Source organism: Sinorhizobium kostiense (genome assembly GCF_017874595.1).
Taxonomy (GTDB): domain Bacteria; phylum Pseudomonadota; class Alphaproteobacteria; order Rhizobiales; family Rhizobiaceae; genus Sinorhizobium; species Sinorhizobium kostiense.
In genome coordinates this window covers 295,064-322,028 of record NZ_JAGILA010000003.1, presented here as the reverse complement: position 1 = coordinate 322,028, position 26,965 = coordinate 295,064, and the positions used below count along the sequence as shown (strand labels likewise).

23 protein-coding genes and 1 pseudogene are annotated in these 26,965 nt (G+C 60.4%); 11 read left to right on the top strand and 13 right to left on the bottom strand.

What is annotated here, in order from left to right; translation table 11 throughout:
- The first annotated feature begins 2 nt into the window (after window positions 1-2).
- From traA to J2Z31_RS14200, 4 genes are read left to right on the top strand one after another with little or no spacing between them, the layout of a single operon-like run.
- Complete coding sequence (gene traA / locus J2Z31_RS14215) at window positions 3-3,326, top strand: Ti-type conjugative transfer relaxase TraA (RefSeq protein ID WP_028002727.1); 3,324 nt, start codon at window positions 3-5, stop codon at window positions 3,324-3,326.
- Window positions 3,323-3,889: a conjugative transfer signal peptidase TraF gene (traF, locus tag J2Z31_RS14210; RefSeq protein WP_028002726.1), complete on the top strand. Its 567-nt coding sequence runs from the start codon at window positions 3,323-3,325 to the stop codon at window positions 3,887-3,889. Before traA ends, traF begins: the two co-directional genes overlap by 4 nt.
- Window positions 3,879-5,042, top strand: a complete 1,164-nt coding sequence (locus J2Z31_RS14205) for a conjugal transfer protein TraB (RefSeq protein ID WP_028002725.1) — start codon at window positions 3,879-3,881, stop codon at window positions 5,040-5,042. The genes traF and J2Z31_RS14205 overlap by 11 nt, the downstream gene beginning before the upstream one ends.
- Before the next feature lie 15 nt (window positions 5,043-5,057).
- On the top strand, window positions 5,058-5,666 hold the full coding sequence (locus J2Z31_RS14200; RefSeq protein ID WP_209602394.1) for a TraH family protein: 609 nt from the start codon (window positions 5,058-5,060) through the stop codon (window positions 5,664-5,666).
- Window positions 5,667-5,892: 226 nt separating this feature from the next.
- On the opposite strand, the gene J2Z31_RS14195 is transcribed toward J2Z31_RS14200, so the two are convergent.
- Window positions 5,893-7,281: a transposase gene (locus tag J2Z31_RS14195; RefSeq protein ID WP_209602393.1), complete on the bottom strand. Its 1,389-nt coding sequence runs from the start codon at window positions 7,279-7,281 to the stop codon at window positions 5,893-5,895.
- Between the two features lie 463 nt (window positions 7,282-7,744).
- Between J2Z31_RS14195 and J2Z31_RS14190 the strand changes: the two genes are divergently transcribed.
- On the top strand, window positions 7,745-9,520 hold the full coding sequence (locus tag J2Z31_RS14190) for an adenylate/guanylate cyclase domain-containing protein (protein WP_033058269.1): 1,776 nt from the start codon (window positions 7,745-7,747) through the stop codon (window positions 9,518-9,520).
- A gap of 492 nt (window positions 9,521-10,012) precedes the next feature.
- Complete coding sequence (locus tag J2Z31_RS14185) at window positions 10,013-10,588, top strand: hypothetical protein (RefSeq protein WP_234710699.1); 576 nt, start codon at window positions 10,013-10,015, stop codon at window positions 10,586-10,588.
- Window positions 10,589-10,696: 108 nt separating this feature from the next.
- Here the strand turns inward: J2Z31_RS14185 and J2Z31_RS14180 are convergent, their stop codons facing one another.
- Both J2Z31_RS14180 and J2Z31_RS14175 read right to left on the bottom strand, forming a co-directional pair.
- Window positions 10,697-10,990: a DUF982 domain-containing protein gene (locus J2Z31_RS14180; RefSeq protein WP_084617846.1), complete on the bottom strand. Its 294-nt coding sequence runs from the start codon at window positions 10,988-10,990 to the stop codon at window positions 10,697-10,699.
- Window positions 10,991-11,124: 134 nt separating this feature from the next.
- Window positions 11,125-11,328, bottom strand: coding sequence for a hypothetical protein (locus J2Z31_RS14175; RefSeq protein ID WP_028002722.1), 204 nt, complete (start codon window positions 11,326-11,328; stop codon window positions 11,125-11,127).
- A gap of 99 nt (window positions 11,329-11,427) precedes the next feature.
- On the opposite strand from J2Z31_RS14175, the pseudogene J2Z31_RS14170 reads away from it, so the two are divergent.
- Window positions 11,428-11,889, top strand: a pseudogene (locus J2Z31_RS14170) (DUF433 domain-containing protein); the annotation flags it as partial.
- Between the two features lie 175 nt (window positions 11,890-12,064).
- On the opposite strand, the gene J2Z31_RS14165 reads toward J2Z31_RS14170, so the two are convergent.
- A complete protein-coding gene (locus tag J2Z31_RS14165) occupies window positions 12,065-12,301 on the bottom strand; it encodes a helix-turn-helix domain-containing protein (protein WP_028002721.1) in 237 nt (78 codons plus the stop codon).
- 200 nt (window positions 12,302-12,501) lie between these two features.
- Between J2Z31_RS14165 and J2Z31_RS14160 the strand changes: the two genes are divergently transcribed.
- Entirely contained in the window at window positions 12,502-12,831 is a 330-nt protein-coding gene (locus J2Z31_RS14160; protein ID WP_028002720.1) for a transcriptional repressor TraM, read from the top strand.
- A 3-nt stretch (window positions 12,832-12,834) separates the two neighbouring features.
- On the opposite strand, the gene J2Z31_RS14155 is transcribed toward J2Z31_RS14160, so the two are convergent.
- From J2Z31_RS14155 to J2Z31_RS14140, 4 genes are all read right to left on the bottom strand, one after another.
- Window positions 12,835-13,539: an autoinducer binding domain-containing protein gene (locus J2Z31_RS14155; protein WP_028002719.1), complete on the bottom strand. Its 705-nt coding sequence runs from the start codon at window positions 13,537-13,539 to the stop codon at window positions 12,835-12,837.
- A gap of 161 nt (window positions 13,540-13,700) precedes the next feature.
- The gene (locus J2Z31_RS14150; RefSeq protein WP_028002718.1) at window positions 13,701-15,272 is read right to left on the bottom strand and encodes a GMC family oxidoreductase; all 1,572 of its coding nucleotides are present in this window, start codon (window positions 15,270-15,272) and stop codon (window positions 13,701-13,703) included.
- Window positions 15,273-15,350: 78 nt separating this feature from the next.
- Window positions 15,351-15,881, bottom strand: a complete 531-nt coding sequence (locus tag J2Z31_RS14145) for a hypothetical protein (RefSeq protein ID WP_028002717.1) — start codon at window positions 15,879-15,881, stop codon at window positions 15,351-15,353.
- 73 nt (window positions 15,882-15,954) lie between these two features.
- Complete coding sequence (locus J2Z31_RS14140) at window positions 15,955-16,350, bottom strand: VOC family protein (protein WP_028002716.1); 396 nt, start codon at window positions 16,348-16,350, stop codon at window positions 15,955-15,957.
- A 191-nt stretch (window positions 16,351-16,541) separates the two neighbouring features.
- On the opposite strand from J2Z31_RS14140, the gene J2Z31_RS14135 reads away from it, so the two are divergent.
- Window positions 16,542-16,841 (top strand): ribbon-helix-helix domain-containing protein, encoded by a 300-nt coding sequence (locus J2Z31_RS14135; RefSeq protein WP_028002715.1) that lies wholly within the window; start codon window positions 16,542-16,544, stop codon window positions 16,839-16,841.
- Between the two features lie 47 nt (window positions 16,842-16,888).
- On the opposite strand, the gene dld is transcribed toward J2Z31_RS14135, so the two are convergent.
- The 4 genes from dld to J2Z31_RS14115 all read right to left on the bottom strand — a co-directional run bounded on the left by dld (window position 16,889) and on the right by J2Z31_RS14115 (window position 21,652).
- Window positions 16,889-18,604 carry a D-lactate dehydrogenase gene (gene dld / locus J2Z31_RS14130; RefSeq protein WP_028002714.1) on the bottom strand — a complete coding sequence of 572 codons (1,716 nt, stop codon included), beginning with the start codon at window positions 18,602-18,604 and terminating at the stop codon, window positions 16,889-16,891.
- A gap of 350 nt (window positions 18,605-18,954) precedes the next feature.
- Window positions 18,955-20,040 (bottom strand): patatin-like phospholipase family protein, encoded by a 1,086-nt coding sequence (locus J2Z31_RS14125; RefSeq protein ID WP_028002713.1) that lies wholly within the window; start codon window positions 20,038-20,040, stop codon window positions 18,955-18,957.
- Window positions 20,041-20,082: 42 nt separating this feature from the next.
- Window positions 20,083-20,835 (bottom strand): acetoacetate decarboxylase, encoded by a 753-nt coding sequence (locus J2Z31_RS14120; protein WP_028002712.1) that lies wholly within the window; start codon window positions 20,833-20,835, stop codon window positions 20,083-20,085.
- A gap of 646 nt (window positions 20,836-21,481) precedes the next feature.
- Window positions 21,482-21,652 (bottom strand): hypothetical protein, encoded by a 171-nt coding sequence (locus J2Z31_RS14115; RefSeq protein WP_158500213.1) that lies wholly within the window; start codon window positions 21,650-21,652, stop codon window positions 21,482-21,484.
- Window positions 21,653-22,005: 353 nt separating this feature from the next.
- Here J2Z31_RS14115 and J2Z31_RS14110 point away from each other — a divergent pair, with 353 nt between their 5' ends.
- Both J2Z31_RS14110 and J2Z31_RS14105 read left to right on the top strand, forming a co-directional pair.
- Window positions 22,006-22,488: a hypothetical protein gene (locus J2Z31_RS14110; RefSeq protein WP_028002711.1), complete on the top strand. Its 483-nt coding sequence runs from the start codon at window positions 22,006-22,008 to the stop codon at window positions 22,486-22,488.
- Between the two features lie 140 nt (window positions 22,489-22,628).
- Window positions 22,629-24,611: a sigma-54-dependent Fis family transcriptional regulator gene (locus J2Z31_RS14105; protein ID WP_028002710.1), complete on the top strand. Its 1,983-nt coding sequence runs from the start codon at window positions 22,629-22,631 to the stop codon at window positions 24,609-24,611.
- 144 nt (window positions 24,612-24,755) lie between these two features.
- Here J2Z31_RS14105 and katG read toward each other — a convergent pair whose 3' ends face one another.
- The gene (gene katG / locus J2Z31_RS14100) at window positions 24,756-26,954 is read right to left on the bottom strand and encodes a catalase/peroxidase HPI (RefSeq protein ID WP_028002709.1); all 2,199 of its coding nucleotides are present in this window, start codon (window positions 26,952-26,954) and stop codon (window positions 24,756-24,758) included.
- Between the last annotated feature and the right edge of the window lie 11 nt (window positions 26,955-26,965).

The following is a 26,965-nucleotide window of genomic DNA, read 5'->3' as shown; positions in this document are numbered from 1 at the left end:
CCGTGGCCGTTCCTCATTTCTCCGTCAGCGTCGTTGGCCGTGGCTCCGGTCGCAGCGCCGTGCTGTCGGCAGCCTATCGGCACTGCGCCAAAATGGAGTACGAGCGGGAAGCCCGGACGATCGACTACACCCGCAAGCAGGGTTTGCTGCACGAGGAGTTCGTCATCCCGGCCGATTCACCCGAATGGTTGCGGTTGATGATTGCCGATCGCTCGGCCTCCGGCGCTTCCGAAGCCTTCTGGAATAAGGTCGAAGACTTCGAGAAGCGCTCCGACGCCCAGCTTGCCAAGGACATCACGATTGCGCTCCCGATCAAATTGACGGCCGAGCAGAACATCGCGCTTGTCCGCGACTTCGTCGAACGGCATGTGACCGCCAAGGGAATGGTGGCGGATTGGGTTTATCACGATGCACCGGGCAATCCGCATGTGCATCTGATGACGACCCTTCGACCACTCACCGAAGACGGATTCGGCGCCAAAAAAGTTGCGGTTCTCGGGCCGGACGGCAATCCGATCCGCAACGACGCCGGCAAGATCGTTTATGAACTCTGGGCCGGAAGCCTCGACGACTTCAATGCCTTTCGCGACGGCTGGTTTGCCTGCCAGAACCGGCATCTGGCACTCGCCGGTCTCGATATCCGGATCGATGGCCGGTCCTTCGAAAAACAGGGCATCGAAGTGGAGCCGACCATCCATATTGGTGTTGGTGCAACGGCCATCGGCCGCAATGCGGAGCAGGCGAGGACGCAGTCGTCGGCAGGGTCACCAAAGCTCGAACGGATCGAGCTGCAGGAGGCGCGGCGAAGCGAGAACGCACGTCGCATCCAGCGCCGGCCGGAAATCGTCCTCGAACTGATCACGCGGGAGAAGAGCGTTTTCGATGAGCGGGACGTTGCGAAGATCCTGCATCGCTATATCGACGATGCCGCCCTCTTCCAGAGCCTGATGGTTCGCGTCCTCCAAAGCCCCGAAGCGCTCCGTCTCGAGCGCGAGCGGATCGCATTTGCGACCGGAGCCCGGTTGCCGGCCAAGTACACGACGCGCGAGCTGATCCGGCTCGAAGCGGAGATGGCCAACCGCGCGATCTGGCTCTCGAGGCGATCCTCGCATGGCGTTCGGGAAGCGGTGCTCGAGGCGACGTTCGAGCGCCATTCGCGCTTGTCGGAGGAGCAGAGGACAGCGATCGAACATATCGCGGGACCCGAGCGGATCGCAGCCGTCATCGGCCGCGCCGGCGCCGGCAAGACGACGATGATGAAAGCCGCGCGCGCGGCGTGGGAAGCAGGCGGATACCGTGTCGTCGGTGGCGCGCTTGCCGGCAAGGCCGCGGAGGGTTTGGAGAAGGAAGCAGGAATAGCCTCGCGCACGCTTTCGTCATGGGAGCTTCGGTGGAACGAGGGCCGAAACCAGCTCGACGCGAAGACTGTCTTCGTTCTCGACGAGGCCGGCATGGTGTCGTCACGGCAGATGGCGCACCTGGTTGAGACGGTGACCAAGGCCGGCGCCAAGCTTGTCCTGGTCGGCGATCCGGAACAGCTACAGCCGATCGAAGCCGGCGCCGCGTTCCGTGCGATTGCTGATCGCATCGGTTATGCCGAACTCGAAACCATCTATCGTCAGCGCGAACAATGGATGCGCGACGCTTCGCTCGATCTCGCGCGCGGCAACGTTCGCAAGGCTGTCGATGCCTATACCGCACAGGGTCGAATGATAGGTTTGAGGCTGAAGAACGAGGCAGTCGATACGCTCATCGCCGATTGGAGCCGCGACTACGATCCGGCGAAGACGACACTGATCCTCGCCCATCTCAGGCGCGATGTGCGAATGCTCAACGAGATGGGGCGCGCCGAGCTCGTCGAGCGTGGCATTATTGGCGACGGTTTTGCTTTCCGGGCGGAGGACGGACACCGCAATTTCGCACCCGGCGATCAGATCGTTTTCCTGAAGAACGAAGGCTCGCTCGGCGTCAAGAACGGCATGCTCGGCAAGGTCGTTGAAGCCGCGCAAAACCGCATCGTCGCAGAGATCGGCGAAGGTGAGCACCGCCGGCAGGTCACAGTCGAGCAGCGGTTCTACAACAATCTCGACCACGGCTATGCCACCACGATCCATAAGAGCCAAGGCGCCACCGTCGACCGGGTGAAGGTGCTCGCTTCGCTCTCCCTCGATCGGCATCTGACCTATGTGGCGATGACGCGTCATCGTGAGGATCTCCGCGTCTATTACGGCTCTCGATCCTTCGCGTTTGCCGGCGGCCTGATCAAGATCCTGTCGCGCAAGAATGCCAAGGAAACCACGCTCGATTACGAGAGGGCCACCTTCTACCGCCAGGCACTGCGTTTTGCCGAAGCGCGCGGGCTGCATCTCGTCAACGTCGCCCGCACGATAGCCCGCGACCGGCTCGAATGGACGGTCCGCCAGAAGCAGAAACTGGCCGATCTTGCCCACCGGCTCCTCGCCATCGGCGCCAAGCTCGGCTTCGGCACCAGCACCAAACCGACCCACTCGCAAAGCAGCAAGGAGGCCAGCCCCATGGTTGCCGGCATCGCAACATTCCCGAAATCGGTCGAGCAGGCGGTTGCCGATAAGCTCGAATCCGATCCCAGTCTGAAGAAGCAATGGGAAGATGTCTCTACCCGCTTCCATCTCGTCTATGCGCAGCCGGAAGCCGCCTTCAAGGCCGTCAATGTCGATGCCATGCTGAAGGATGAGACCGTCGCCAAATCGACGCTTGCGAAGATCGCTGGCCAGCCGGAAAGTTTTGGTGCACTCAAGGGGAAATCCGGCCTGCTCGCAAGCCGCGCCGATAAGCAGGATCGCGAGAGGGCGGAACGCAACGTTCCCGCTCTTGCTCAAAGTCTCGGCGATTACCTGCGCCAGCGCAGTCAGGCCGAACAACGCCATCAGGCGGAGGAAGTGGCGGTCCGCCGCAAGGTGTTGATTGACATCCCGGCACTCTCTCCCAATGCACGCCAGACGCTCGAGCGCGTGCGGGACGCCATCGACCGCAACGACCTTCCGTCGGCGCTCGAGTTCGCGCTTGCCGACAAAATGGTGAAGGCGGAACTGGACGGATTTGCCAAAGCTGTCGCTGAGCGTTTCGGCGAGCGGACCTTCCTGCCCTTGGCCGCCAAGGATGCGAATGGCGAGACCTTCAAGACGATCACCGCCGGCATGAGCGCCGGTCAGAAGGCGGAGGTCGAGTCTGCCTGGGGCCTGATGCGCGCAGTGCAGAAACTCAGTTCACACCAGCGGACCACCGAAGCCCTCAAGCAGGCCGAGACGCTGCGGCAGACGAAGAGCCAGGGGCTATCGCTGAAATGACTATTCCTTTCATTGCAACGGCGTTGAGGAGGCGACGCGATAAAGCGCTCCTGCTTGGCTTCGCCACCATCACAATGGCGTTGCTGGGAACGATCTCGGTCGCCTGGTTCGGCGGCTACCGGATCAATCTCACGCCGAGCGAATCTCTCGGTCTCTGGCGTATCGTCAAGCTCGACAGACCGGTCGCCGCTGGCGACCTGGTCTTCATTTGCCCGCCGCAAACGGCAGCGATGCGGGAGGCACGTATACGCGGTTACCTGCGCTCCGGCCTGTGCCCGGCCGGCGTTGCGCCGCTCATCAAGTCGGTCGTGGCCGTTGAAGGACAGCGCGTCGAAGTTGGTACTAGCGTCTCCGTGAACGGCCGTCTGGTTCCCTCCGCCACCATAGCGCAGCGAGACGCGTGGGGTCGGCCAATGACGCCGTTCTCGGGCGGGATCGTGCCGGCCGATTGCGTGTTCCTGCACTCGGCTTTCGCCGGCTCCTACGACTCCCGCTATTTCGGTCCGATCCCGGCTGCAGGCATTCTCGGCCTGGCGCAAGAGGTACTGACCTATGCGCCGTGATTACCTACAGCCGGCAGTGCTGACCGTCGCGTCTGTTCTTGCCGGAATGGTTGGGTGGAGCGGGAATGTCCTGCTCCTTCCGGCGGCGCTGGTTTTCCCGATTCTCTGGGGGCATGCGCGAGCGAGATACGTGGCGGCGATTGTTTCGGCCGGATATTATCTGGCGGCATCCCGTGGTCTGCCGCAGGGCGTCGCGTCTTTCTACGCCTCCGATCTTTGGCCGGGCTTATTGCTATGGCTGTGCGCCTCGGGGAGCTTTGTTGCCGTGCATACCGTGCTCTGGACGAAGCGCCCTGACCGTCGACCGTTTCGCTATCTCTTGGTCGCTGCGCTTATGGCTGTACCGCCAATGGGCATCACGGGCTGGTCACATCCTGTCACGGCGGGCGGCGTTTTGTTTCCCGGATGGGGATGGCCAGGACTGGTGGCGATGACAGCCGGCCTCATGGGCCTCGTAACCCGCATGTGGCCGGCTGTTGCCATCGCCTTCGCAGGCCTTTGGCTCTGGTCCGCCGCCTTCTGGACCGATCCGAAACTACCTGAGGGCTGGCAGGGCGTCGATCTGCAAATGGGGTCATCGCTCGGCCGCGACGCCAGTATTCAGCGGCACCGTGATCTGATTGCCACGTTGACGGACCGTGCATCAGACGGCATCAGAAATATCGTTCTGCCGGAAAGCGCCCTGAGCTTCTGGACACCGACGGTCGAACGGCTCTGGGTCAGGGCTCTGCAAAGCACGGATATTTCCGTGATCGCTGGCGCCGCCATGGTCGATGCGGCTGGATACGACAATGTGCTCGTCACGCTGTCCGATAACGGCGGCAGGGTCCTCTATCGCCAGCGAGTGCCGGTGCCGGGCTCCATGTGGCAACCATGGCGGTCCTGGCTGGGGACACGTGGCGGCGCCCGAGCGCATTTCTTCGCCAATCCAGTTGCGACTGTGGGGGATCGTCAGGTTGCGCCACTCATCTGTTACGAGCAGTTCGTCGTCTGGCCGGTACTGCAATCGATGCTCCACGACCCAGACCTGATCATTGCAGTTGGAAACGGATGGTGGACCAAGGGGACTTCCATCGTCGCGATTCAGCGCGCGAGTGCCGTCGCATGGGCGAAGCTCTTTGCAAAACCACTTGTTATTTCCTTCAACACCTGAAGCCCAGGAGACGCTGTGTTGGACGCTGCCCTAATCAAAGAGTGCGCCGATCCCACCCTGAAGCCCGCGATCGTCGAACAATTCGTGTCGGCCGCGGGCTCCCCGGACCCTCTCGCCGTGACCGTCAAATCGGGGGGACGGTTGATCCTGGTGCCAAAGGCCACTTCGGCCGACGAGGCGATGGCCATCGTGAGGCAATATGTGGGTCAGGCGGTAGTGCGCGTCGGCCTGACACAGTTTCCGGCGGGCGTCGGCGTGAAGAACGCAGCGGACCTTCAGCCGGCCCTCGTCGATGCCTGCGAAAACCTTCGCAAGGGAACGTCGATGTTTGCCAAAATTTTGCGGATCGTCGCCAAGTGGTACGGAAACCCGACGAGCGAAGATGTCTTGCCGCAGATTTTCGAGGATGCTGTCTACGCTTGGCAGACGGGTGAGTTCGAAAGCGTGGGCGTGTTTCAGGCTTCTGATCCTGGTGGCAGCGTGCCGCCAAACTATGTGCGGCCTTCCGAAAAGGAAGACAGCGACACTGGCACTGCTCCAGATCCCAAATCAGAAAGCCCTGAAAACGATGCCGTTGGATCGGCGGAGATGCGGATCGATCTTTCCCGCATCGGCGTAAGATGAAGTGTGAACGCCTTCAAGCTGTTCTCTGTTTTTCCGCAGTATGAGGGCCCGCAACTTCGCTTTCCGGCTCCTTTGCGGGCGTGGGGCGGGAATGGCTCGTTTGAGCTGATATCGTTGAAAAACTCCGAGTTTGAGCGCCGTCGGAGCTGTGGGCGGCTCTTTTTCAGGGCTTCGCGAATTTGTTGCTGCCCTGGCGTGGGGCGCCCGTGGGCATTCCGCTAAGTCCTTAGGTGGCAATCGTGATGGGTCGGACGCGCATAGGCCTGAGCTTTGCCAGCCTTCTGAGGTTTTGCGCGGTGGCTGCGAGCAGGAATTCATCTCGCGCACCGCACGGACCTCGCAGTCTCAGCCGTGCCAAGCGGAGAATGCGCTTGAGATGAGCAAAGAGCATTTCCACCTTCTTGCGACGATGCCGTGAATGTTCATAGTCCGGCGTTTTTGCGATTGCTCGTGCCACGTCGCGCGCATCTTCGTTCACGTCACGCGGTATCTTCCGATGCGGCATGTTCGGGCAACACCGAGGCTTCGATGGGCACGCCTGGCAGTCTTTCTGACTCGCGCGATAGCGAAGCGTACCGTCCTTTGCCGGCGCTCCTCGAGGGTGGGCGTAGTTCCGACGAAAGCGGACGAGCTCCTTACCCTCGGGGCAAATGTAACGATCATTCTCGCCGTCCCAGATGAAGTCATCCCGAGACCACGTGCCATCGGTTCGGTTGGACTTGTCGAAGACCGGGATATGCGGCGCGATCTGCTTGTGTTTGACGAGCCAGGCAAGATTGTCGGCCGAGCCGTAGGCGCTGTCGGCCACCACATATCGCGGCTTCAGGCCAAACCGGTTCTCTGTTCGATCGATCATCGTGCGTGAAGCGCCAACTTCGGCTTGGCGGATGGCGCGGGTCGCCTCGACATCGAGAATGACGCCATGGTCGGTGTCGATAAGATAGTTGGTGGCATAGGCGAAAAAGGCATGGCCTTTATGCGCCCCAGTCCACTGCGCCGCCGGATCTGACGGCGAAATGAACTTCGGCGTCACCGGCGAGGCAGCGCCGAAGGCCGCATCATCGAGCACCGCCAGATACTCCTGCACCGAGCGGCTGGCATCGTCCTTCGCCTCATCGGTCTTCCATTCCGCGCTCGGCACCGAGCGCTGCTTGTTGGCGTCGGCGGCAATCAGGCTGGCGTCAACGGCAAAGCCTTCAGCACCGACAAGACCCTGTGCGAGGCAGCGCTCCACCACCGTCTCGAACAGGTGCCGCAGGATATCGCTCTGCCGGAAGCGGCCGTGGCGGTTCTTCGAGAAACTCGAGTGATTGGGCACCTTGCCGTCCAAGCCAAGGCGGCAAAACCAACGGTAGGCGAGATTGAGATGGACTTCCTCACAGAGCCGGCGCTCCGACCGGATGCCCATGCTGTAGCCGATGATCAGCATGCGCATCATCAATTCCGGATCGATCGAGGGTCGGCCCGTGCTGCTGTAGTAGGGCTGCAACTGTGCGCGGATGCTATCGAGGTCCAGGTGGCGATCGATGCTGCGAAGGAGATGGTCGGCCGGAACATGCTCTTCGAGACTGAAATCATAGAAGAGCTGCGCCGGAGCCGCCTGAAATCCCATCATTCGCCTGATCCCCTGCAAATCACTCAGAGGATTGAATCACGGCTGCAAAGCGCCAGCAATGACGAGTTTTTCAACAGTATCAGCCCCTTGCGGCCGTAGGGGACGAGGACCGGGAATGGCTCGATTGAGCCCAATCCGGTCCTTCCAGGTCTCGCCGCCAGCGGCAAAGGTGTCAGGTGAGCGGAAACCCAATGCGCAGACGCCGGACGGCGGCTTCGCGCCGAAGCTGACTTTAGAGAATGGCACCCTGATGCACTCCTAATCCAGTTCACTCCGCGGAATAACGCCGATCTCGATTGGATCGAATGCTGGTGGTGACAGTGTCGTCGCGCAGCCTGAAACGAGTCGAAAGCCGCCCCGACTGCATACACCGAGCAACTCCGGGGAGTTTCCCCTCAAAGCCGAGTTGCCGTCCGGAAAGGAAGATGCGAAACTCGCGTAGGCAAACTCTTGTGGTGCATTCGTGTCGGCGGCGGATCGAATCGAACGGCGGCTGGCGGCGATCTTCGCAGCCGATGTGGCGGGATACACCCGCCTAATGGGCCTCAACGAAGTTCAGACGCTTCGGACGCTCATGTCCCATCGCGAGATCATGGACGCCTTTATTGTCGAGCACGGCGGCAGGATCGCAAACACGGCCGGCGACAGTGTGCTGGCTGAGTTCCCAAGCGTCGTCGATGCCGTCCAGTGCGCCATCGCGGTCCAGGAGGCACTTTGGCGGGAAAACGAGGGGCAATCCGGCGAGGATCGTCTCCAGTTCCGCATCGGTGTCCACGTCGGCGACGTGATGGTTCGCGCTGGCGATCTCCTCGGCGACGGCGTCAATATCGCAGCCAGGCTCCAGGGGTTGGCCGAGCCCGGCGGGATTTGCCTCTCAGGCGACGCTTACAACCACGTCCGAAGGAAGGTGAAGGCCAGCGTCGAGGACCTCGGACCGCAAAGCGTCAAGAACGTTGAGGAACCCGTAAGAGCCTATGCCGTCGCTCTTGGTTTTGCCCGCCGGCTGCAGGGCGCAACAGCAGGGGACGCGAAACCGCTTTTGTTTCCCGACAAGCCCTCCATAGCCGTCCTGCCCTTCACGAACATGAGCGGCGACCCCGAGCAGGAGTATTTTGCGGACGGCGTGGTCGAGGACATCATCACCGCGCTCTCCCGGATCCGCTGGCTGTTCGTTATCGCCAGGAACTCCAGCTTCACCTACAAGGGAAAGACAGTTGACATTCGACGTGTCGGGCGCGAACTCGGCGTCCGCTATGTCCTCGAAGGCTCGATCCGCAAGGCGGGGAACCGCGTCCGCATCACGGGCCAGCTAATCGAGGCGGATACTGAAACCCACGTCTGGGCAGATCGCTTCGATGGCGACATCGTCGACGTGTTCGCCCTGCAAGATCGCGTCACCGAGAGCGTAGTCAGTGCGATCGAGCCAAGGGTGCAAAAGGTTGAGATCGAACGGGCTCGGAGAAAACGCCCCGAACACATCACTGCCTATGACCTGTACCTGAGAGCCCTGCCGGAGTTCCAGGCCTATACGCGCGAGGGTTTCCTTCGCGCAGAACGGGTATTGGAAGATGCGTTGGCTATCGATCCGTCCTTTACCGATGCTTGGACGGCCTTGGCTGACTGCCTAGGCAGATTATTGATCAGCGGCTGGCTGGAGCCTGTCGAAGAAGGCAAGACGCGGGTATGCGAGACGGCGTTGCGCGCCGTCGACCTGGACCCCGAGAACGGCCCCGCGCTGGCAATGGCCGCGTGGGCGCTGGCAGTCGTTGGAGACGATGCCGAGCGAGGTGCTGAACTCGGAGACGAAGCGCTGCGCGTCCACCCGAACTCGGCTTACGTGCGGATGCACTCCTCCTTCGCCTTCCTGTTTAGCGGGCAGATCGAAAAGGCCCTTCAGAATCTTGAGATCGCCCGCCGATTCAGCCCGCTCGACTTGCGGGCTTACACAATCTTCGCAGGTATCGCGAACTGCCACATCTTCGCACGACGCTTTTCGGAAGCTGTGCATTGGGCGGAGCGGGCGATCGAATTGTCGCCGAATTATGCAGTCGCTTTGCGGTCTTTAACTATCTCCCTGGCCCATGACGGCCAATTGGAAGCGGCCCGACGCGCGGGTGAGAGGCTGATGGCTGCGGTTCCGGGAATGTCAATTTCTTACACCCTGAAGCGACCGTTCGGCCTGCCTTGGATGATGGACCTGTGGATCGAAGGGCTCCGCAAGGCCGGCATCCCTGAATGATTCTAAGTCTCCTGATGTCGGTCGCTACACAGTCCCGCGAACGTCCGGATTCGGGCCGGCACCGGAAATTCCGGGTCCCGTCGGCGCCTCACAGCATGGGTGGAACTCGTCCCTACCAGCCGCCAATCCGAACGTCGTGAAAGTCCGCAATCACGCCGTTCCGGCCGATGATTTCCGGACCAAAGTCCCACCCTCTCCCGACGGATGAAACCGGAAAGAGCGATCCGTTGCGGACCTCAGCTCGTTCAACCAGAGCGGCTGTATCCAAGGCGGGATCAGCCATTGCGGTGACGCGCATTTGTGGACCTCGGGCCCTTTTCCTTGGCTTTTCCGCCGCTGCCAAGTGCTCCTCAATGAGGGCAAGGTGATCCATGCGCGCAACATAGCAAAAGCGGTCGCGCTTCGCGTTTCAGAACGCCCCGCCGAAGGACGAGCTCGCGCGGAACATCGCGGCGTCGCAGCGATTTGGTGTACAAACCGGGAGGCAATCGAATGTCGGCCATTGCGCGCGATCCTGTTCCAGATAGCACCTTCTCCTCCAACCAGCGGATCAGTGCGCCAGGCCCTGAACGTCGGTCACCGCAAAGTCGGAGCAGCCCGTTCACGTCGGCTGTCGCCAGCGGCACCATCGCAAGCCTAGTGACGACGGCGGCACTGGCCCTATTCGCCGGATTGGAGCGACGGAGCGTCTTTCAGCCAACCAATGCCACGAGCCATTGGCTTCATGGCGAGAATGCCGGCCGCATCAGGATCGCAGACGCGAAGCACACGTTGCTCGGCTACTGCACTCATCATCTGTCGGCGATCTTCTGGGCTCTGCCCTTCGAAGCATGGCTGGCGGCCGACCGCTCCAGGGAACCGACCGTCGTACTGCGGAAGGCGGCGCTGACCGCCGCAGTTGCCTACCTGGTCGACTACCACCTCGTCCCGAAGCGGCTGACACCTGGTTGGGAGACCGTTCTCTCGAAGAGATCGATCGGAATGACCTATGCTGCGCTGGCACTGGGTCTCGCGGCGGGAGCCATGCTGTCACGAAAAGCGCAACATCCGAGTCATGTCGCCAAATGAAACTTCCTGACCGGCGCCAGCGTGGCGACTATCGATCTCTCAAGACGGCCGCAGAAACCAGGGCGCGCAAATACTCTGATGTCTTAAGGGAGCAGCTCTTTCAGCCCGTCAGCGGTACCGGCTCACCATCTTCGCTTCAGCGCGCGAGCGCGGATTGCCAGCTTCGCTGCATGCAAATGACGCCTCGACGCATGCCGCCATGAAGCAATTCCGTGCCGAACTCGCATATTCAGCGTGATGCAATGCTGCACGACAGGCTCGGACGGCACGTGCGTGCAGCGGTCCATGGCTCGGCCATTCATTCTCCAGGAAATCAAGGGCATCATAGGGCCCGCAGAACTGGCGTCTCATGCCGTTTTGGAGCGTTACCCACAACGGTCCACGCCAGGGCACTTCCTTCATTTTCGGACCTCCTCAAAGGTCGTACTCAGCACCGCTAGTCCATCCTGTTCGTACACTACAATGATTCTGTGCCCGTGGTCACCCATTCAGGCCCGCCTATCGCGCTGCTGTGTCCGGGCGGGCTCGTTTTTGCCCTAGCGGACTTTGACTCTTTCAAGCAGATCAGCCGGGTTCCTGATGCCTTCCTGGTACAGCGCGATCAGCCTCTTTGCGAGTTCTTCAGCTTCCGGCGCATCGGACTTCAGCTTCGTCCTGGCGAGTTCGTTCTCGAACAGACGTTGGAGGAAATTAAGGTCATCCGGACGGATGATGCAGTCGAAATCTCGGAAAGGATACATGGCGCGGCCTCCATGGTTGGGGCGAAAGCGTAACGCATCTTCCGGCCCGCGGCGCCCTTGCCCATAGCCGCTGATGTTAGGAAGAATGCGCCTCAAATGAGGCGCCTCACTTCAGAAGAGCGCCTGTTCGCCATCAAGACCGCCGGCGCCCGACTTGACGCGCTCCGCGCCCTCGAGTGGGCTGCGCTGCTGCGTCAGGACTGGACCGTGCGCGACGAATTCCTCACCATCGATCTTTTGCCCTTCGTCAACGGTACCAGCGAACGGCTGGACGATCTGGCAGCAGCGCGTGAGGTCGTTTCAACCTCGCCAGACGCTTTAGGCGGAACGCCGGTCATCAGAGGCACTCGTGTTCCTGTCTACGATGTCGCAGCATCTGTGGCAGCCGGGCATCCCGTCGAGCGTATTCTCGACACCTGGCCAAGCCTTGATGCTGAGATGGTTCGCCTCGCCGTGATCTACGCTGAGGCAAACCCGCTACGCGGGCGGCCGCGCGTATCGGGCGATCTGCCAGAGGGCTCTACCATTTATGCCAACCGCCGTGTCGCCCGCCGCAGGAAGGCTCCGGCGGCTGCGGGTTTGTCTTCAGAATCAGGGGCTGGGCTAAAGTGCAAAACCGCCGGGCCTTGCCCGCACAAAAAGCGCGATTTCCGCGATAATTCCAAAAGCTTGCTGTTTATGGACGAGCACTAGGTAGTTATCACCTGCTCGATTTGAACCTGCAGTCGTCAGGATTTTATGCCTCGCGTGCAAACTGGCGTTCTTCAGTTGGGATCACCAGCTCAACGTGGCTAACACCCAAGGCTTGAGCCAGCTCGTAAAGAGTAATCACGGTAGGGTTGCGCCGCCCGCGCTCAAGGCCACTCAGATATTGCTGGCTGAAGCCGGAACGAGCCTCGACCTCTTCCTGTGTCAGGCCTTTCTCCCGACGCAGGCGGGCGAAATTCGAGCCGACCAGTTTGCGCATATCCATGCGCCAAAAGATCGTCGTTTACACACTCTAAGTTTATCAACTAAAGTATGTAAACGCGTTAGCATCGAAATGCCTTTCGATCCACGGCAGCAGCTTAAAATGTTGAGTTTTGATTCAACTGCCTTGGCTCGACACGGGGATGGAGCGGTTGAGCGATATGCGGAAATTTGGTTCTGGGCAGTGAAATCAGGGAGAAGCGGATGAACGATATTGGCTCATCCGAGGTGAACGACGCAAGAAGGGGGAAAGAGGCGCGCTACAGTGCGATGAACAAGTCGGAGCTTGAAGCACTGGCAGTCTCTGCGGTTCGCAAACACCGCCGACTTCTCGCGGCCGATCAGGCCGTCTACGAAGAGTGGTCGCGCGCAAACGACGATCCGTCGATCTCTGGTTCCGTGCTTCAGACGCTCCAAGACGAATACATCGCGCGCCAAAAGATCTCCGAGGCTCAACAGGAGGAACTCTCGGAAATTCTGGATGCACTCGGCTTCATTCCCGTCGTGCCTGTGGAGGATGAGAACTCGAACTAGAGCTCAGACCAGGCCACGATCCTTGGCGAGGGCAACGAGTTGCGGGACCGTCTTTGCATTGAACTTTTTACGAGCATTATCTAAATGGTGCTGCACGGTTCTGGTAGTAATCCCGATGAGCATCGCGGTTTCCAGCGCGTTCTTTCCCCTTATCGCCCACATGACGCACGTCATTTCGCGCGGCGACAGCATTCGCTTGGGGCTGACTGCGGTCGTTGCCGCAATGATCTTAAGCTGATAGTGGAGGGCCATCACCACTTGAACCGCCTTTTTGGCATTTAGCAGGCCAGAAATATCCACCTCTCTTTCGCGCGATGCGAAGGTCAGCATCATCGTGGATCCGAAACTTCCCTCGACCGGAATGGTGACGCCGCAACGAATGCCGTGGTCGACCGCCTCGTCGCGAAACCGCCGAAGAGGAGAAGATCCACGGGTGGGCCAGTCGTCGGCGGTCCAGAAGAAGATTTCGCGTCTGCGCTTTGCTTCAGTCACCACGGGATCGATGCGCGAATATTTGCCGCCGAGGTAGATACCTTGCCAGGACTTGGGATAGGAATTGAATGTCCTGATGTCGAGGCCTTCTGTTTGCAGATAAGCAAACCGGTCATACCCGTGGGAGTGCGCGAAGTTTCTGAGCGCACTTTTGATCATGTACTCGTCGTGCGCGGCTTCCAACATATCGATTAGCGATCGAAGGTTCGGGTCCACTGACATTTCTCCTATCTTCTTGACCCGGCGAGTTCGTTCATTAACGATGGCGCTCAGCCCGATGTGATACGACCTTAAGCCGGTTGGGCCATCGATCACGGCTGCGATTGGCCGCACGGAAGGACCGGCCGCAGAGTCAGCAGCGCCCGGCAAGCTGCACGTCAAATGGTTCCGGCGGCCATTTCCTTGGCAATATGGTCCGCCTGGCGGATAGCCAGTGCAACGATCGTCAGTGTCGGGTTTTCTGCTCCGCCCGTGGTGAACTGGCTCCCGTCGGATATGAAGAGATTCTTGACGTCGTGCGTCTGGCCCCATTTGTTGACCACACCGTCAGAAGCCTTGTCGCTCATGCGGTTGGTTCCGAGGTTGTGGGTTGAAGGATAAGGCGGCGTCGGGAAGGTGCGGATCGCTCCAATGGCCGAGTAGAGGGCCATCCCTTGCTTGTAGGCATGGTTGCGCATCGCCTCGTCGTTCGGATGGTCGGTGAACCAGACATCCGGGATCGGCATGCCGTACTGATCCTTGAGCTCGCGATGCAGCTTCACCGCATTCTGCTCCTGCGGCATGTCCTCGCCGACGATCCACATGCCCGCCATGTTGGCATAGTTGTCGAGCGCGGAGGTGAAGGATCTCCCCCAAGCTCCCGGATCGAGAAAGGCGGCCAGGAAGGGGAGGCCCAGCGACAGGGTTTCCATCTCGTAGCCCCCGGCGAAACCACGAGACGGGTCGTGCCGCGCCTCGTCTCGAATGATACCTGCCATCGTGGTGCCGCGGTACATATGCACGGGCTTTTCGAAGACAGCGTAGACCGAGCCAGTGGTGTGCCGCATGTAGTTCTTGCCAACCTGACCTGAGGAATTCGCCAGACCGTCGGGGAATTTAGCCGAGTGTGAATTGAGCAGCAGGCGCGGGCTTTCGATCGAGTTTCCGGCAAGACAGACGATCCTGGCCTTCTGCTCATGCAGTTGTCCCTCCTTGTCGGCATAGACGACGCCCGTCACCTTGCCGGTCTTGTCGTGCTCGATCTTGACCACATGCGCGTTTGGTCGAACCTCTAGCTTGCCGGTTGCCTCGCCCTTCGGGATCTCCGTGTAAAGCGTCGACCATTTGGCGCCCCACTTGCATCCCTGGAAGCAGAATCCGGTCTGCTGACAGCTCATCCGGTCGTCCCGATCGGCCGAGTTGATGGCCATCCGGCCGGTGTGACATTCCTTGTAGCCGAGCTTGTCGGCACCGGCCTTGAAGACCATGAAGTTGTTGTTGCCCGGAAGACCTTCGATGTCGTTGGTGCGGGTCACACCCATCTTGTCCTCGGCCTTGGTGTAGTAGGGCTCGAGTTCGGCAAGCGTCAGCGGCCAGTCGTTGAGGTTGGCGCCCTCTATCCCTCCGTAGTGCGTGAGGGTCTTGAACTCGTGCTCCTGGAAGCGCAGTGATGCACCGGCCCAATGGGTCGTTGTGCCGCCGACTGCCTTGACGATCCAGGCGGGCAAGTTGGGGAAATCCTTTGAAACGCGCCAGCCGCCGCCGGTCGTGCGATGATCGAGCCACGCAAGCTGGGCGAAACTCTCCCATTCGTCGTTGATGAAGTCCTCGTACTCGATGCGGCCACCCGCCTCGAGAATAACAACGTCGATGCCCTTTTGCGCAAGTTCGTTGCCGAGCGTGCCGCCGCCGGCGCCGGACCCGATGATGACGACCACACCGTCATCCTTGAGATCATATGGAGCTGCCATGATTATCCTCCCGAAATGTGCCTCTGCGGTGCAAAGCGTCCGTCTGCCCGCCGCCTCCTCGGGCGCGGGCGCATTCGCTCAAAGCCACTCGATGTCGTTGAAACCGCGGTTGATGTAGCCGCCCTCAGAGTAGGATTCGCCTTCGTAGCCGAAGATTGGCCAAAGCTCCTTTTGATTGTAGAGGCTTACGATGAGGTCCCCGCGTACCGCCTGGAAGAAGGGTGTCGTCTCAATCTCGCGCAGGATCGCGACCCGATCGTCCTCCCACGACAGACCGCGATAGCCGACGCTGCCGGCGCGCTTGTCGAGATCGGCGACGCCGTCCTCCATGAGCGCCTTGTGTGCGGCGTGCTGCGCGGCTCTGGTGTCCTGCCCCTTGACCGCGATGGCATAGAAGCGGTCGGCGAGCTGGTCGTGCGGATAGATGTCGCGGGCGAGCAGGATCAGGGTCGCAACAGTTTCGGGCCTGAGCGCTGTCGCCTCAAGGCCCCAGGCGTTCTCGGGACTGATGACCGCTCGACCGGAAACAATCAGGGCCGCGCCGACCGTTCCGCGTTTCAGCAATTCACGGCGCGAGATGCCGCGCCGGTTGTCGTAGATAGTCGCCATTGGCCATCCTCCCTTTTGCAATCGCCTGCGAGCCAGGCATCTCAGGCGGCGCCCTCGTCCAGGGGCCACGCCACTATTTGAATCGACCATGACGCTGCAAAACCTCGATCTTGTAGCCGTCCGGATCGGTGATGAAGAAGAAGCGGGCGAAGAGAGCGCCTTCGCGGTTGAATTCGACGATCTTATTGGGGTTCAGGCCGGCAGCCGCGACGCGCGCATGCACGCTATCGAGATCATCCACTGAAACTGCGAGATGGCCGTAGCCGTCGCCAAGGGTATAGGCCTCGGTACGGCCTTTGTTGATGGTAAGTTCGACCTCGAATTCGCTCTCATCATTGCTCATGTAGATAAGCGTGAAGGTGTCGAAATCCAGCCGATCGGCCACTTTGAGTCCGAAGGCCTTGTCATAGAAATCAATCGAACGCGCTTCGTCGAGAACGCGAATCATCGAATGGATTGCTTTTGCCAACGTCGTGCCTCCCCACATGAGGAGACGCTAGCTCGCGATCGAGACGCATTGGTAGCAGCGGATTACCGCAGGCAAAAAAGACCGCCAAAATGCGGTGTCAGGGCGAGAGCGGGTGAGTTCGCCCACGGCCGATGTTTGACATCAAACGCCGGGGAGGCATACTGGAAATCACAGGAATAGAGGGGGGAAGCATGTGCGAGATCTATGCGGGTCAGAACCCTGAGCGATACCGCCCGATTAACCGTTCCGTTCGCATTGGCGGCCATTCGACGAGCATTCAGCTCGAAGCCGCCTTCTGGGTGCTAATCGACGAAATTGCCGAAAAACAAGGCTTTTCGACTGCCCGGTTTCTGTCGACCCTCTATGACGAAGCGTTGGAGATCAACGGTTCGATATCGAATTTCAGTTCGCTGCTTCGCACGAGCTGTCTGATCTACCTGATGAATGGTGACAAGGCGCAGTCACAGACATTTCGGGTCGCCGCCGAATAGGCTTCCCTGTTCCTGCCGCAAAGCCTGCCTGCTATGGCTTCGTCCGTTCAGCACCAGCGCAACCGTTTCGAGGTCCGGCCAATACCCGGGTTGAAGCAGTTGCACGGGTCGAGTTCGCGATAGTGGGCCACCACGGCATCCTCGGCTTTGTAGAGATGCCCGACGTTGTGCTCGGCCGGGTAGCGCGCATTTCGCCGGTCCAGCAGTTCGAGGATCTTGTGTTCAGTTTCCAGCCAGTCGACTTCCTTCTTGACGATATAATCCTGATGGAAGACGTGGCAGAAGAAGTGTCCATAGTAGAGCTTTTTCAGGATCAGTTGCTCGACCTCGTCAGGAAGCCTTTCGATCCAATCGGTCTCATTCCTTGGCAACGCGACGTCGAGAGCGACGATGCCCCCGGTCGTCGCTCCGTGGATAGCGCGGTAGCGCACGGCTGCCCCGGCAACCGCGAAACGGTGGAGGAACGCGGCCAATCCCTCCTGCGGGGTGCATTCGAAGAAATCGCTGGCTTCGGAACGGAAAAGGGACGCAAGAAGGCTGCTCGTTTCGTTCACCGCTGAGCCTGCTGTCTTGATCATCAGATGATGCTGGAACCGGTTGCGGAATTGCTTGAGCCGTGGAGGAAGGTGAGACGGAAAAGGACGGCTGAAAGCCTGCATGACCCGATCACTCAAGTTCGCCGGCAGGAATGAAAGCCGTTCCGCAAGCGCGTCGAACCGGCTCTTCGCGGCAAAGAGCTTCGGCAGGTGTCCAGGCCCCAACGTCTTGATGAGAAGAAAGGTATCCTTGCCATAGCACTCCGCGATGTCGAAGGCATCACGATGAATGTACTCCGCCGCTACAGGTAGCATGGAAAAGGACGAAAGCATGGCGCGCCTGATACGCGTGAGTTCGTCGGGATCATTCGTGCCGATGTAGAAGACCCGTGCATCCCTGACCGCTTCGAATGTGTCGAGCCGCACCGCGAAGACGATGACCTTGCCCGCTGACCCGGAGACTTCGAACAGCCGCCTTGGATCCGCATTGAACCGAGCGGGCGTGGGAGCATCAATGTTGCGGACGTGATCGGCGTATTCGCGATCTGATGCAGCCTTGCTGCCATCCCACATGACTTGGTCGGGCCGGTACCCCTTTCGGTCCAGGCGGGAAAGCATTTCCTCCGGGTTATCTCCGAGGTCAATACCAAGGTGATTGACCAGACTTAGCCTTCCGTCCGCATCAACTCGGGCGTACAGCGCGAGTTCGGTGTAGGCCGGGCCTCTTTGGATGAGGGATCCGCCGGAGTTATTGCAGATCCCGCCGATCACGGAGGCGCCAAGGCAGGATGATCCAATAACGGAATGCGGCTCGCGTCCGAGCGGCTTCAGCGCCTTTTCGAGTTCGTCCAAGGTCGTTCCAGGAAACGCGACAACCTGCCGACCCTCTGCCAGGAGATGAAGGGACTTGATCCGCATTGTGTTGATGACGACCACGTCGCGGTCATACCCAACACCGTGAGGCGTTGAGCCTCCGGTCAGCCCTGTATTCGCCGCCTGAGCGATAACGGCGTTCCCGCCATTCACGCAGGTCTCGAGCACTCTCCAGAACTGCACAAGCGTCCCCGGCAGGACAACTGCGACCGCCTCTCCTTCGCCGAAGCGGTAGCCGCGTGTGAAGCGCCGCTGTCGCTGAGGAGAGCACAGAACAAATCTAGCTCCAACGATCTCCTCAAGCTGGCGGCGGAGCGGTACGCATGGTCGTTTTGTTGCCGCCGCAGGGGCCATCATTTTTTCTCCGATGATGTCAATTCGTCGCCAACGGCCTCGAAGCCTTGCTTCGCCGTTTAGTGCGCTCGGGACAATAAGACCTGGGCGCTGCTTTGTGGTGGTAACATGTCACCACTGACGCGTGCCGGATACGACAAAGACCCACGCAACTTTCTCGCTGCAATCAAGCTGGCTGCGACACGCATCTGGATCAGGTGGTTATGAGTCTATGCCCTAGACAACACCTCTCTCAAATCGCGCCTACGGAAAGAATGGCCGGTCCCCGTGCTAGGATGAGAAGGCTAACACCTCGATAGCGAGAGGGGTGCACCAAGGGCCGTGAAAATGATCAGGATTCCGATCATCGGTCACTCCGTCGCGGGGCTGTTGGATGGCGCGTCGTCGATCTGGGGCAACCTGAAACTGTCGCTGAACAGCTGACCGAGATCGAGCGTCGAGCGGACGCCAAGGTCATCGAAATGCTGGTCGATAAAGCTTTCGGCCCAGGTCCGTCCGCGCTCCTTGAGATAGAGGAGATAGCTCCATTCGGGCGCGAATTTGCTTGAGGCGCTAAGGTCCTGGACCTCCTCGTGGGCATGGATCAGATGAACGTAGCTGTCCCGATATCGCTCGGACTCCAGCCCTTCCGCCTCGATCAACTCGTGCAGGAGGTGGATGGAACGCAACTCGTTCAGGAGCGCTGCATTGAAGGTCACTTCGTTCAGCCGGTTGATGATTGCCCGGCCGGTCGTCGGCAATTCCTCGCGGATAAGCGGGTTGATCTGGACGATCACGATGTCTCGGGTGGCGCGATCGTCGACAAGCGGATAGAGAGCGGGATTGCCGATATAGCCACCATCCCAATAGGCTTCGCCGTCGATCTCGACCGCCTTGAACATGAACGGCAGGCAGGCGGACGCCATGACGGTGTCGACCGAGAGATCGGGTTGCGTGAACACCTTGGCCCGGCCCGTGCGCACGTTGGTAGCCGTGACGAACACCTTCAGGCTGGAGCACCGATTGACGGCGTCGAAATCGTTTGTGCCGGCGATCAGGTCGCGCAGAGGATTGATGTCGAACGGGTTCAGTTGATAGGGAGAGAACAGCCGCGTAAACTGTTCGAACCAGATATAGGCCGCGGAGTGGTCGAGACTGTAATTGTTCGACATGCGATCCCAAAGGGTGCGCTGCAGCGGCGACCAACGCGCAGCGTCGCTGACTGCCTTCCAGAATCCTGCCAACGCCTCGCGTCCACCTTCCGCCCCGCCTTTCTCCAGGCCGTCCGCAAGCACGACCGCATTCATTGCGCCGGCGCTCGTCCCGCTGATACTGCAGATGCGGATGCGATTATCTTCCAACAGCCGATCCAGCACTCCCCAGGTCAAAGCACCGTGGGACCCGCCACCCTGAAGCGCCAGATCTACGCTTTTTTTCAGTTTCACTTGGTCGGACATGGGATTGCCTCGGCTCTCGCGTGTCGACACTTTGATCGCGGTTCACGCGGTGTGCGGTTCCGCCAGGTAGTCGTGAACAACTGTGCCGAGGTCGAGCGTCAGATCCGCAATGAAATGGGCAGCTGAAACGACCTCCAGAACCGGTAGATCGGCAACGGGCGCGAGCGCGTGTGGCCGTAAGTCCAGGCTTGCGGGACCGCCCCATGCGCCCTTCAATATCACGTCCTCCATCTTAAGGCTTACGAGTTCGCACACGCGCAGACTGCCATCGACATGCGGGATAATCTTCAGCAGGAACGTCGGCTTGCACAGCGAGGCCAGCACCTCGGTGTGGTCGAGTGCCCAATGTTTAAAGCCCATGGTGCCTGTTGCGATCCGGACCGGGCCGTAGTCGAGGGTGCCCACCAGTGTGTCCCTATAGACCTCGACGGCAGGATGCGCGTATTTCTTCGGGAACCCCCACAACTCACGGCCACCAAGAATTGGCGGTCCGTCGTCCAAATACATTGCGTGCGAATAGCCGCCTGTCACGTCGTTAAACCGAACGGGAATGACCTGGCCAGATTCAATGTAGCTCCCGAAACCCGCAGAGTCGGGCATTCGAATAAACTCAAACTGTACTAAGGGATCATGGAATTCGAGAGGCTGAGGGACCACGCCGCGCAACCGGTCGGGGTCCGTCCGGTAGGTAATGATAAGGTACTCGCGATCGACGAAGCGATGTGGTCCCCTTGGGCAGGCGGGGCTTGTCAGCGGCATCGAATAGGCTTGGGCACGCACATCTCTGGACTTCAAGGCTACTACCTCGCGGCTCTGCATCCTTTAATGAGGATGCACACTGCTAAGATCTGCATGCGCCAAGCAAGAGGCATGCCAAATGGTAAATATATTGCCTGGATTATTTTTTTAGAATTTCCGCAACGGCCGCTGGCCTGTGGACCCATCTGATTTGACCTTTTTGTAAGAATCCCGTCATTCCCGGGTCAACAAACCCGTCGCGAGCCCCCGTTATCTTCGATCAGGGACCGACTGCACGGGGTCGTGCCATCCTCGGAGCTCGTGCCATCCTCGGAGCTAACGCGTGAAATACCTAGAGCGCATAGGGCGGCGAGGATCCCGCCCATTCCATACTGTGATCTCCACGACCTTCGCGATCGAGTTTGGCGCCTTCGAAGAGCTCATGCTTCCCCACCTGATGGCGAGCGGGGCCAGCAATCTCCTTCTCGTCTCGGATGAACGGATGGGGTCGCTCTACTGTCCGACGGCTCTGAACTTCCGATGCAGTTGGGCCGTGACTACGAGCTGTTTTCGCCTCCGGTCGCGAAGGGGTTGTTTCACCCAAAGGTTGAGCTTCAGATCGGCCGGCGCTCGGGCAGGCTGTTCGTCGGTTCCGCCAATATTACCGCCGGGGGCTTGGCAAGGAACGCCGAAGCGGGCCGGCCTACAACATGGCCATGGTCTGATCCTTGACCTTGTTGACCGCGCCGGTCTGCGGCTTGACCCTGAACTGAGGCACGCCCTCCAGACGCTGATGCCACCAGAATCCACTGCCTGCATGCTTGTTGAAGAGGTTTTCCAGCATGGTGCCGTGGCTGAGGAGAATGACCTGCAACCCACTTGGGGTTAGCAGGGCGGGCCAGCGCAGTGCGCAGCAGCTCGACGAGGCACAGCTTGTCTTTGCTGGTGCAGAAGCTGCAGCCGCGTGATCAGCTCGGCTTCACCCAAGCCGTCAAAGTGGATCCCGTGCATCCTCGATCTCCGTTCCCCCCAATGGTCAGGCCGAACATTCGCGAGCGCAATCACCCGCCGACCGCAACCCACAGAAACCGTCGGCAAGCCATCATCCACCAACATCCGAGCGTAGCAGCCCATTACTACCAATAAACCGTGCAATTTGCTAAGCTGCCAGACTTGAGGAGTGTTCGGCAGACGCTCCGACCAACGAGATCCTTGGGAGGAGGTTCGATGGTCGAAATCATTTCGAGGCGCGACGGCCCGCGACGCGAGGACGCTGAGATCAAGCAATTGATCGAGCGCAACCGGTCCGTCATAACGCGCATTGCCGATCACATCAGCGGCGGCGCCTATTCAGCCAACAAGACGGCAAATCCGCCAACACAAAAGGCTGAAGGCCTCATTATCCATCACGTAGGTTCCGGATCAGCGTCCTCCGCGGAGGCGTTGCCCTACATCCGGATCAGCTTGAATGGCCGGGTGGTTGTGGTGGACAGGAACACCGGGCGCCAAATCCACTATCTCGGTGAAATCCGACGGAAAAATGGTGTGGAGGTCTTTGTGCTCGCCACGAAGGAGAACGGCTTCATCTCCCCGTTGGACGAGACCTTCACTGACGCGCTTTCGGATTTCGACGGCAGGACCCTTGAGTCGAAATACACCGAAGAGAAACTCGCAGAAGAAATCAGCTCGGCTCTTGGGATCACCACGTAGCTATGGCGCAGCTCAGCCCGGCCCCTTTATTCGTCATCATCGCACGAAATATAGTATCTCAAGCAGAGACATAAGCCGACCCAGAAGAAAGGACCAAGCGCACCAGGATGTCGTCAGAAGGAAAGGTCAGAGCACCGCTAATGCTGGCGGGTGATTACGACGAATATGCGACGATGTCCGCCTGGGAAAACCTATTGTCCGGAGAAGCCGGAAAGGCCCGTCGCGAGCGTCCGGTACGCGGGATCATCCATGATTCCTGGGGGCGTTGCATTTCTGGCGGCATCGACGCTCAGCAACACGAAGCCCCCCTCAGCAACAGCAAGGATGACCTCGAATGCCTGACCCGCAATAGCAGCGAGTTGTTGACTGCGGCGCGCCGCTCCTTTGCGGTCGTCGGAAACCTTCTCGACGGCACCGGAGCAATGCTCGTGTTGGCCGACGAAAATGGTGTGTTGATTGACGCGATCGGTGACAAGCGCACAATTCACGATGGAATGGATATCCATCTCGCCATTGGCGGCAAGTGGACCGAGGACGTTGTCGGCACCAACGGAATCGGCACCGCGCTTTGGGCCGGAGAACCCGTCTTCGTGCATGCTGCGGAACATTTCTGCGCCGGCATAAAGTCGTGGACCTGCGCCGGCGCACCGATCCGCGACCCGTTCGACGGACGGATCATCGGCGTGGTTGACCTGTCCGGGCACCCGGACATCTTCCGGCCGCACAACACCGTGCTGGTCGCGGCCGCTGCGCGGGAGATCGAGAAGGCCCTGGCCGACCACCAGAACACCCAACGCACCCGCCTGCTTGAAGCCTTCATCGCCGAAGCACCTTGCTACAGACGCACCGACGGTCTGATAATCATCGACCATCTTGGACGGGCCGTCTATTGCAACAACGTTCCCGCCAACAGGCTGGCGGAATTTCCCGAGCCGCTTTCGACAGGGCGCGGCCGGCGGTTGCTGCCTGCGGCGGGGCCTCGCACAATTGCCGAACTCGCTGCTGCGCTTCCCGACCGGCTGCGCTCTTGCCACGTGAGCCCCCTCACCGTGGACGGTGATTTTCAGGGCGCGGCCCTCGTGTTTCCGGCCGAAGCCCGCCAAGTAGCCATTCCTTCCCCCCGGCGCCCACGATGCCCGACGCCCGAAGTGGCCAAGCTGATCGTCGGTCAAAGCGAAGCGATGCATGCCGCTATCGATGTGGCTTGCAGGGTCGCCCAATCGAGCGAAGTCACCTCACTGCTGATCGAGGGTGAAACGGGCGTCGGCAAAGAGCTTTTCGCCCGGCTGGTTCATCTCGTCAGCCGGCGCTCGGATAGTTCGCCATTTATCGCCCTCAACTGCGGGGCAATCACGCGGGAGTTGTTCGGCAGCGAGCTTTTCGGCCACGTCGCCGGTGCATTTACGGGGGCAAGCCGTGAGGGAAAGGCGGGGGCGTTCGAATTGGCCAACGGAGGGGTTCTCTGTCTCGACGAGATCGGCGAGATGCCGCTGGATATTCAACCTTTCCTGCTGCGCGTTCTGGAAGAGCGTGTCGTCTATCGCCTCGGAGACAACCGTGGCCGGCCGGTCGATGTACATCTGATCGCCTCGACGAACCGCGACCTGAAGCAAGAGGTGGCAGCGGGGCGGTTCCGGCGTGATCTGTACTACCGGATAAGCACCGTTGTTATCAACGTGCCGCCGTTGCGCGAACGGGATGGCGACATCGCCCTCCTGCTCGATCATTTCAACCGCAACATTGCCGAGCGGACCGGCGCCCCGCCGCTTGATTTCGCTGCCGAGGCGTTCGACAGGCTTCTCGACTACTCTTGGCCAGGAAACGTGCGCGAGTTGAAAAACCTGGTGGAAAGGCTTCATGTCCTGGCGGGAGGCCAACAAGTCAGCTTGGCCGATCTGCCGAGGGAGATCACGGAGCGTGCTGCGGCCTGGACCGCCTCGCCAGAGGGCGAATCCGGAAGTGAAATGCACTGTCGTATCGCGAATGCGGATGAGAAGTTCCTCCGAGACGCTCTCGAGGCCGAGCATGGCAATCTGAGCCGGGTTGCCCAGAGGCTAGGAATTTCGCGGCCGACCCTCTACCGTAAGCTCGAGCAGTACGGCATCCGTCGCAGCTTCACTTAACTTCAGTGAAGAGACCCACGCGTGATCAGAGCGTCGTCGTCGAAACAACGGGTCCGGAGGAGTCCGGACCCGTAGGCTGCGATTCGTAATCGCGAGACCTCATGTGGCCGGGAAGCGCAAGCGTGATAAGGCGGGAAACCCTCCTTAGCGCCAATCAAACCGATCAGCGTTCATTACCTTATTCCAGGCCGCTATGAAGTCTACCACGAACTTCGCGCCCGAATCCGCTTGTGCGTAGACTTCGGCAATCGCCCGAAGCTGGGAGTTCGAACCGAAGACCAGGTCGACGCGCGTGCCGGTCCACTTCCGCTCGCCGGTCGCGCGGTCGAAGCCCTCGAAAACCTCTTCAGCCTCAGAGGCCGCCTTCCAGACCGTGCCCATGTCGAGCAGGTTCACGAAGAAGTCGGTGGAGAGTGTCTCCGGGCGCTTGGTAAAGACGCCGTATTGGGACTGTCCGACATTCGTGTTCAAGACGCGCATGCCGCCGACGAGGACGGTCATCTCGGGCGCGGTCAGCGTCAGGAGTTGCGCCTTGTCGATCAGCAGTTCCTCGGCCGAGACGGTGAATTCGGCCTTCTGGTAGTTGCGGAACCCGTCGGCGATCGGCTCAAGAACGGCAAAGGAGTCGACATCGGTCTGCTCCTGGGAAGCGTCCGTACGACCGGGCGAGAAGGGAACGTCCACGTGATAGCCGGCGTCCCGCGCCGCCCGCTCGACGGCCGCGCAACCGCCGAGCACGATCAGGTCGGCGAGCGACACTCTCTTGCCGCCCGATTGCCGGTCATTGAACGCCTTCTGGATGCCTTCGAGGGTTTCGAGCACCACGGCTAGCTGGGCCGGCTGGTTGACCGGCCATTCCTTCTGCGGCGCGAGGCGTATGCGTGCGCCGTTGGCGCCGCCGCGCTTGTCGGAGCCGCGGAAGGTCGAGGCCGACGCCCAGGCGGTCGAGACCAGCTCAGAAATAGACAGACCCGATTCAAGGATCATGCCTTTGAGGGTGGCGATGTCCTGCGCGTCAACCAACTCATGATCGACGTCCGGGACCGGATCCTGCCAGATGAGCTCCTCTGAGGGAACTTCGGGGCCGAGATACCGCGAGCGCGGACCCATGTCGCGGTGCGTCAGCTTGAACCACGCCCGGGCAAAGGCATCCGCGAACTGGTCCGGGTTTTCGAAGAAGCGGCGCGAGATCTTCTCGTAGGCAGGATCGAACCGCAAAGCGAGGTCGGTGGTCAGCATCGATGGCGCGTGCCGCTTCGCCGGGTCGTGGGCATCCGGCACCGAACCGGCGCCTGCACCATGTTTCGGCTTCCACTGATGAGCGCCGGCCGGACTTCTCGTCAGCTCCCACTCATAACCGAACAGGTTCGAGAAGAAGCCGTTGCTCCACTTCGTCGGCGTCGTGGTCCATGTGACCTCGAGGCCGCTGGTAATGGTATCACCAGCCTTGCCGCTGCCAAAGCTGCTCTTCCAGCCAAAACCTTGCTCCGCGAGGCCGGCGCCCTCGGGTTCCGGACCGACCAGCGAGGGATCGCCCGCGCCATGGGTCTTGCCGAAGGAATGTCCCCCGGCGATGAGGGCGACGGTCTCTTCGTCGTTCATGCCCATACGGCCGAAGGTCTCGCGGATATCCGCGGCGGCCGCGACGGGATCAGGATTGCCGTTCGGCCCCTCCGGGTTCACGTAGATCAGACCCATCTGCACGGCAGCGAGAGGACTTTCGAGGCCTCGTTCGCCCGTGTAGCGCCTTTCGCCGAGCCAGGTGTCCTCGGCGCCCCAATAGATATCCTCCTCCGGCTCCCAGACATCCTCGCGGCCGCCGCCGAAGCCGAAGGTCTTGAAGCCCATGGATTCTAGCGCGCAGTTTCCGGCAAGGATCATCAGATCGGCCCAGGAGATCCCGTTGCCGTATTTCTGCTTGATCGGCCAGAGCAGCCGGCGCGCCTTATCGAGGTTGGCGTTATCCGGCCAGCTGTTAAGGGGCGCAAATCGCTGTGTGCCGGAGCAAGCGCCGCCGCGGCCATCGCCGGTACGGTAGCTTCCGGCGCTATGCCATGCCATGCGGATGAAGAGCGGGCCGTAATGACCGAAATCAGCCGGCCACCAGTCTTGCGAGTCCGTCATCAGGGCATAGAGGTCCTGCTTGACGGCGTCCAGGTCGAGTCTCTCGAAGGCTTCGGCGTAGTTGAATGCCTGCCCTATCGGATCGGACAGGGAGGAATTCTGGTGGAGGATTTTGAGGTTCAACTGGTTCGGCCACCAGTCCCGGTTCGACATACCCCCCAGCGTCGCGTGTGCGTGCGCGATCGGACATTTGCCCATGGTGTTCACCTTTGTATCCATATTTCCCTCCA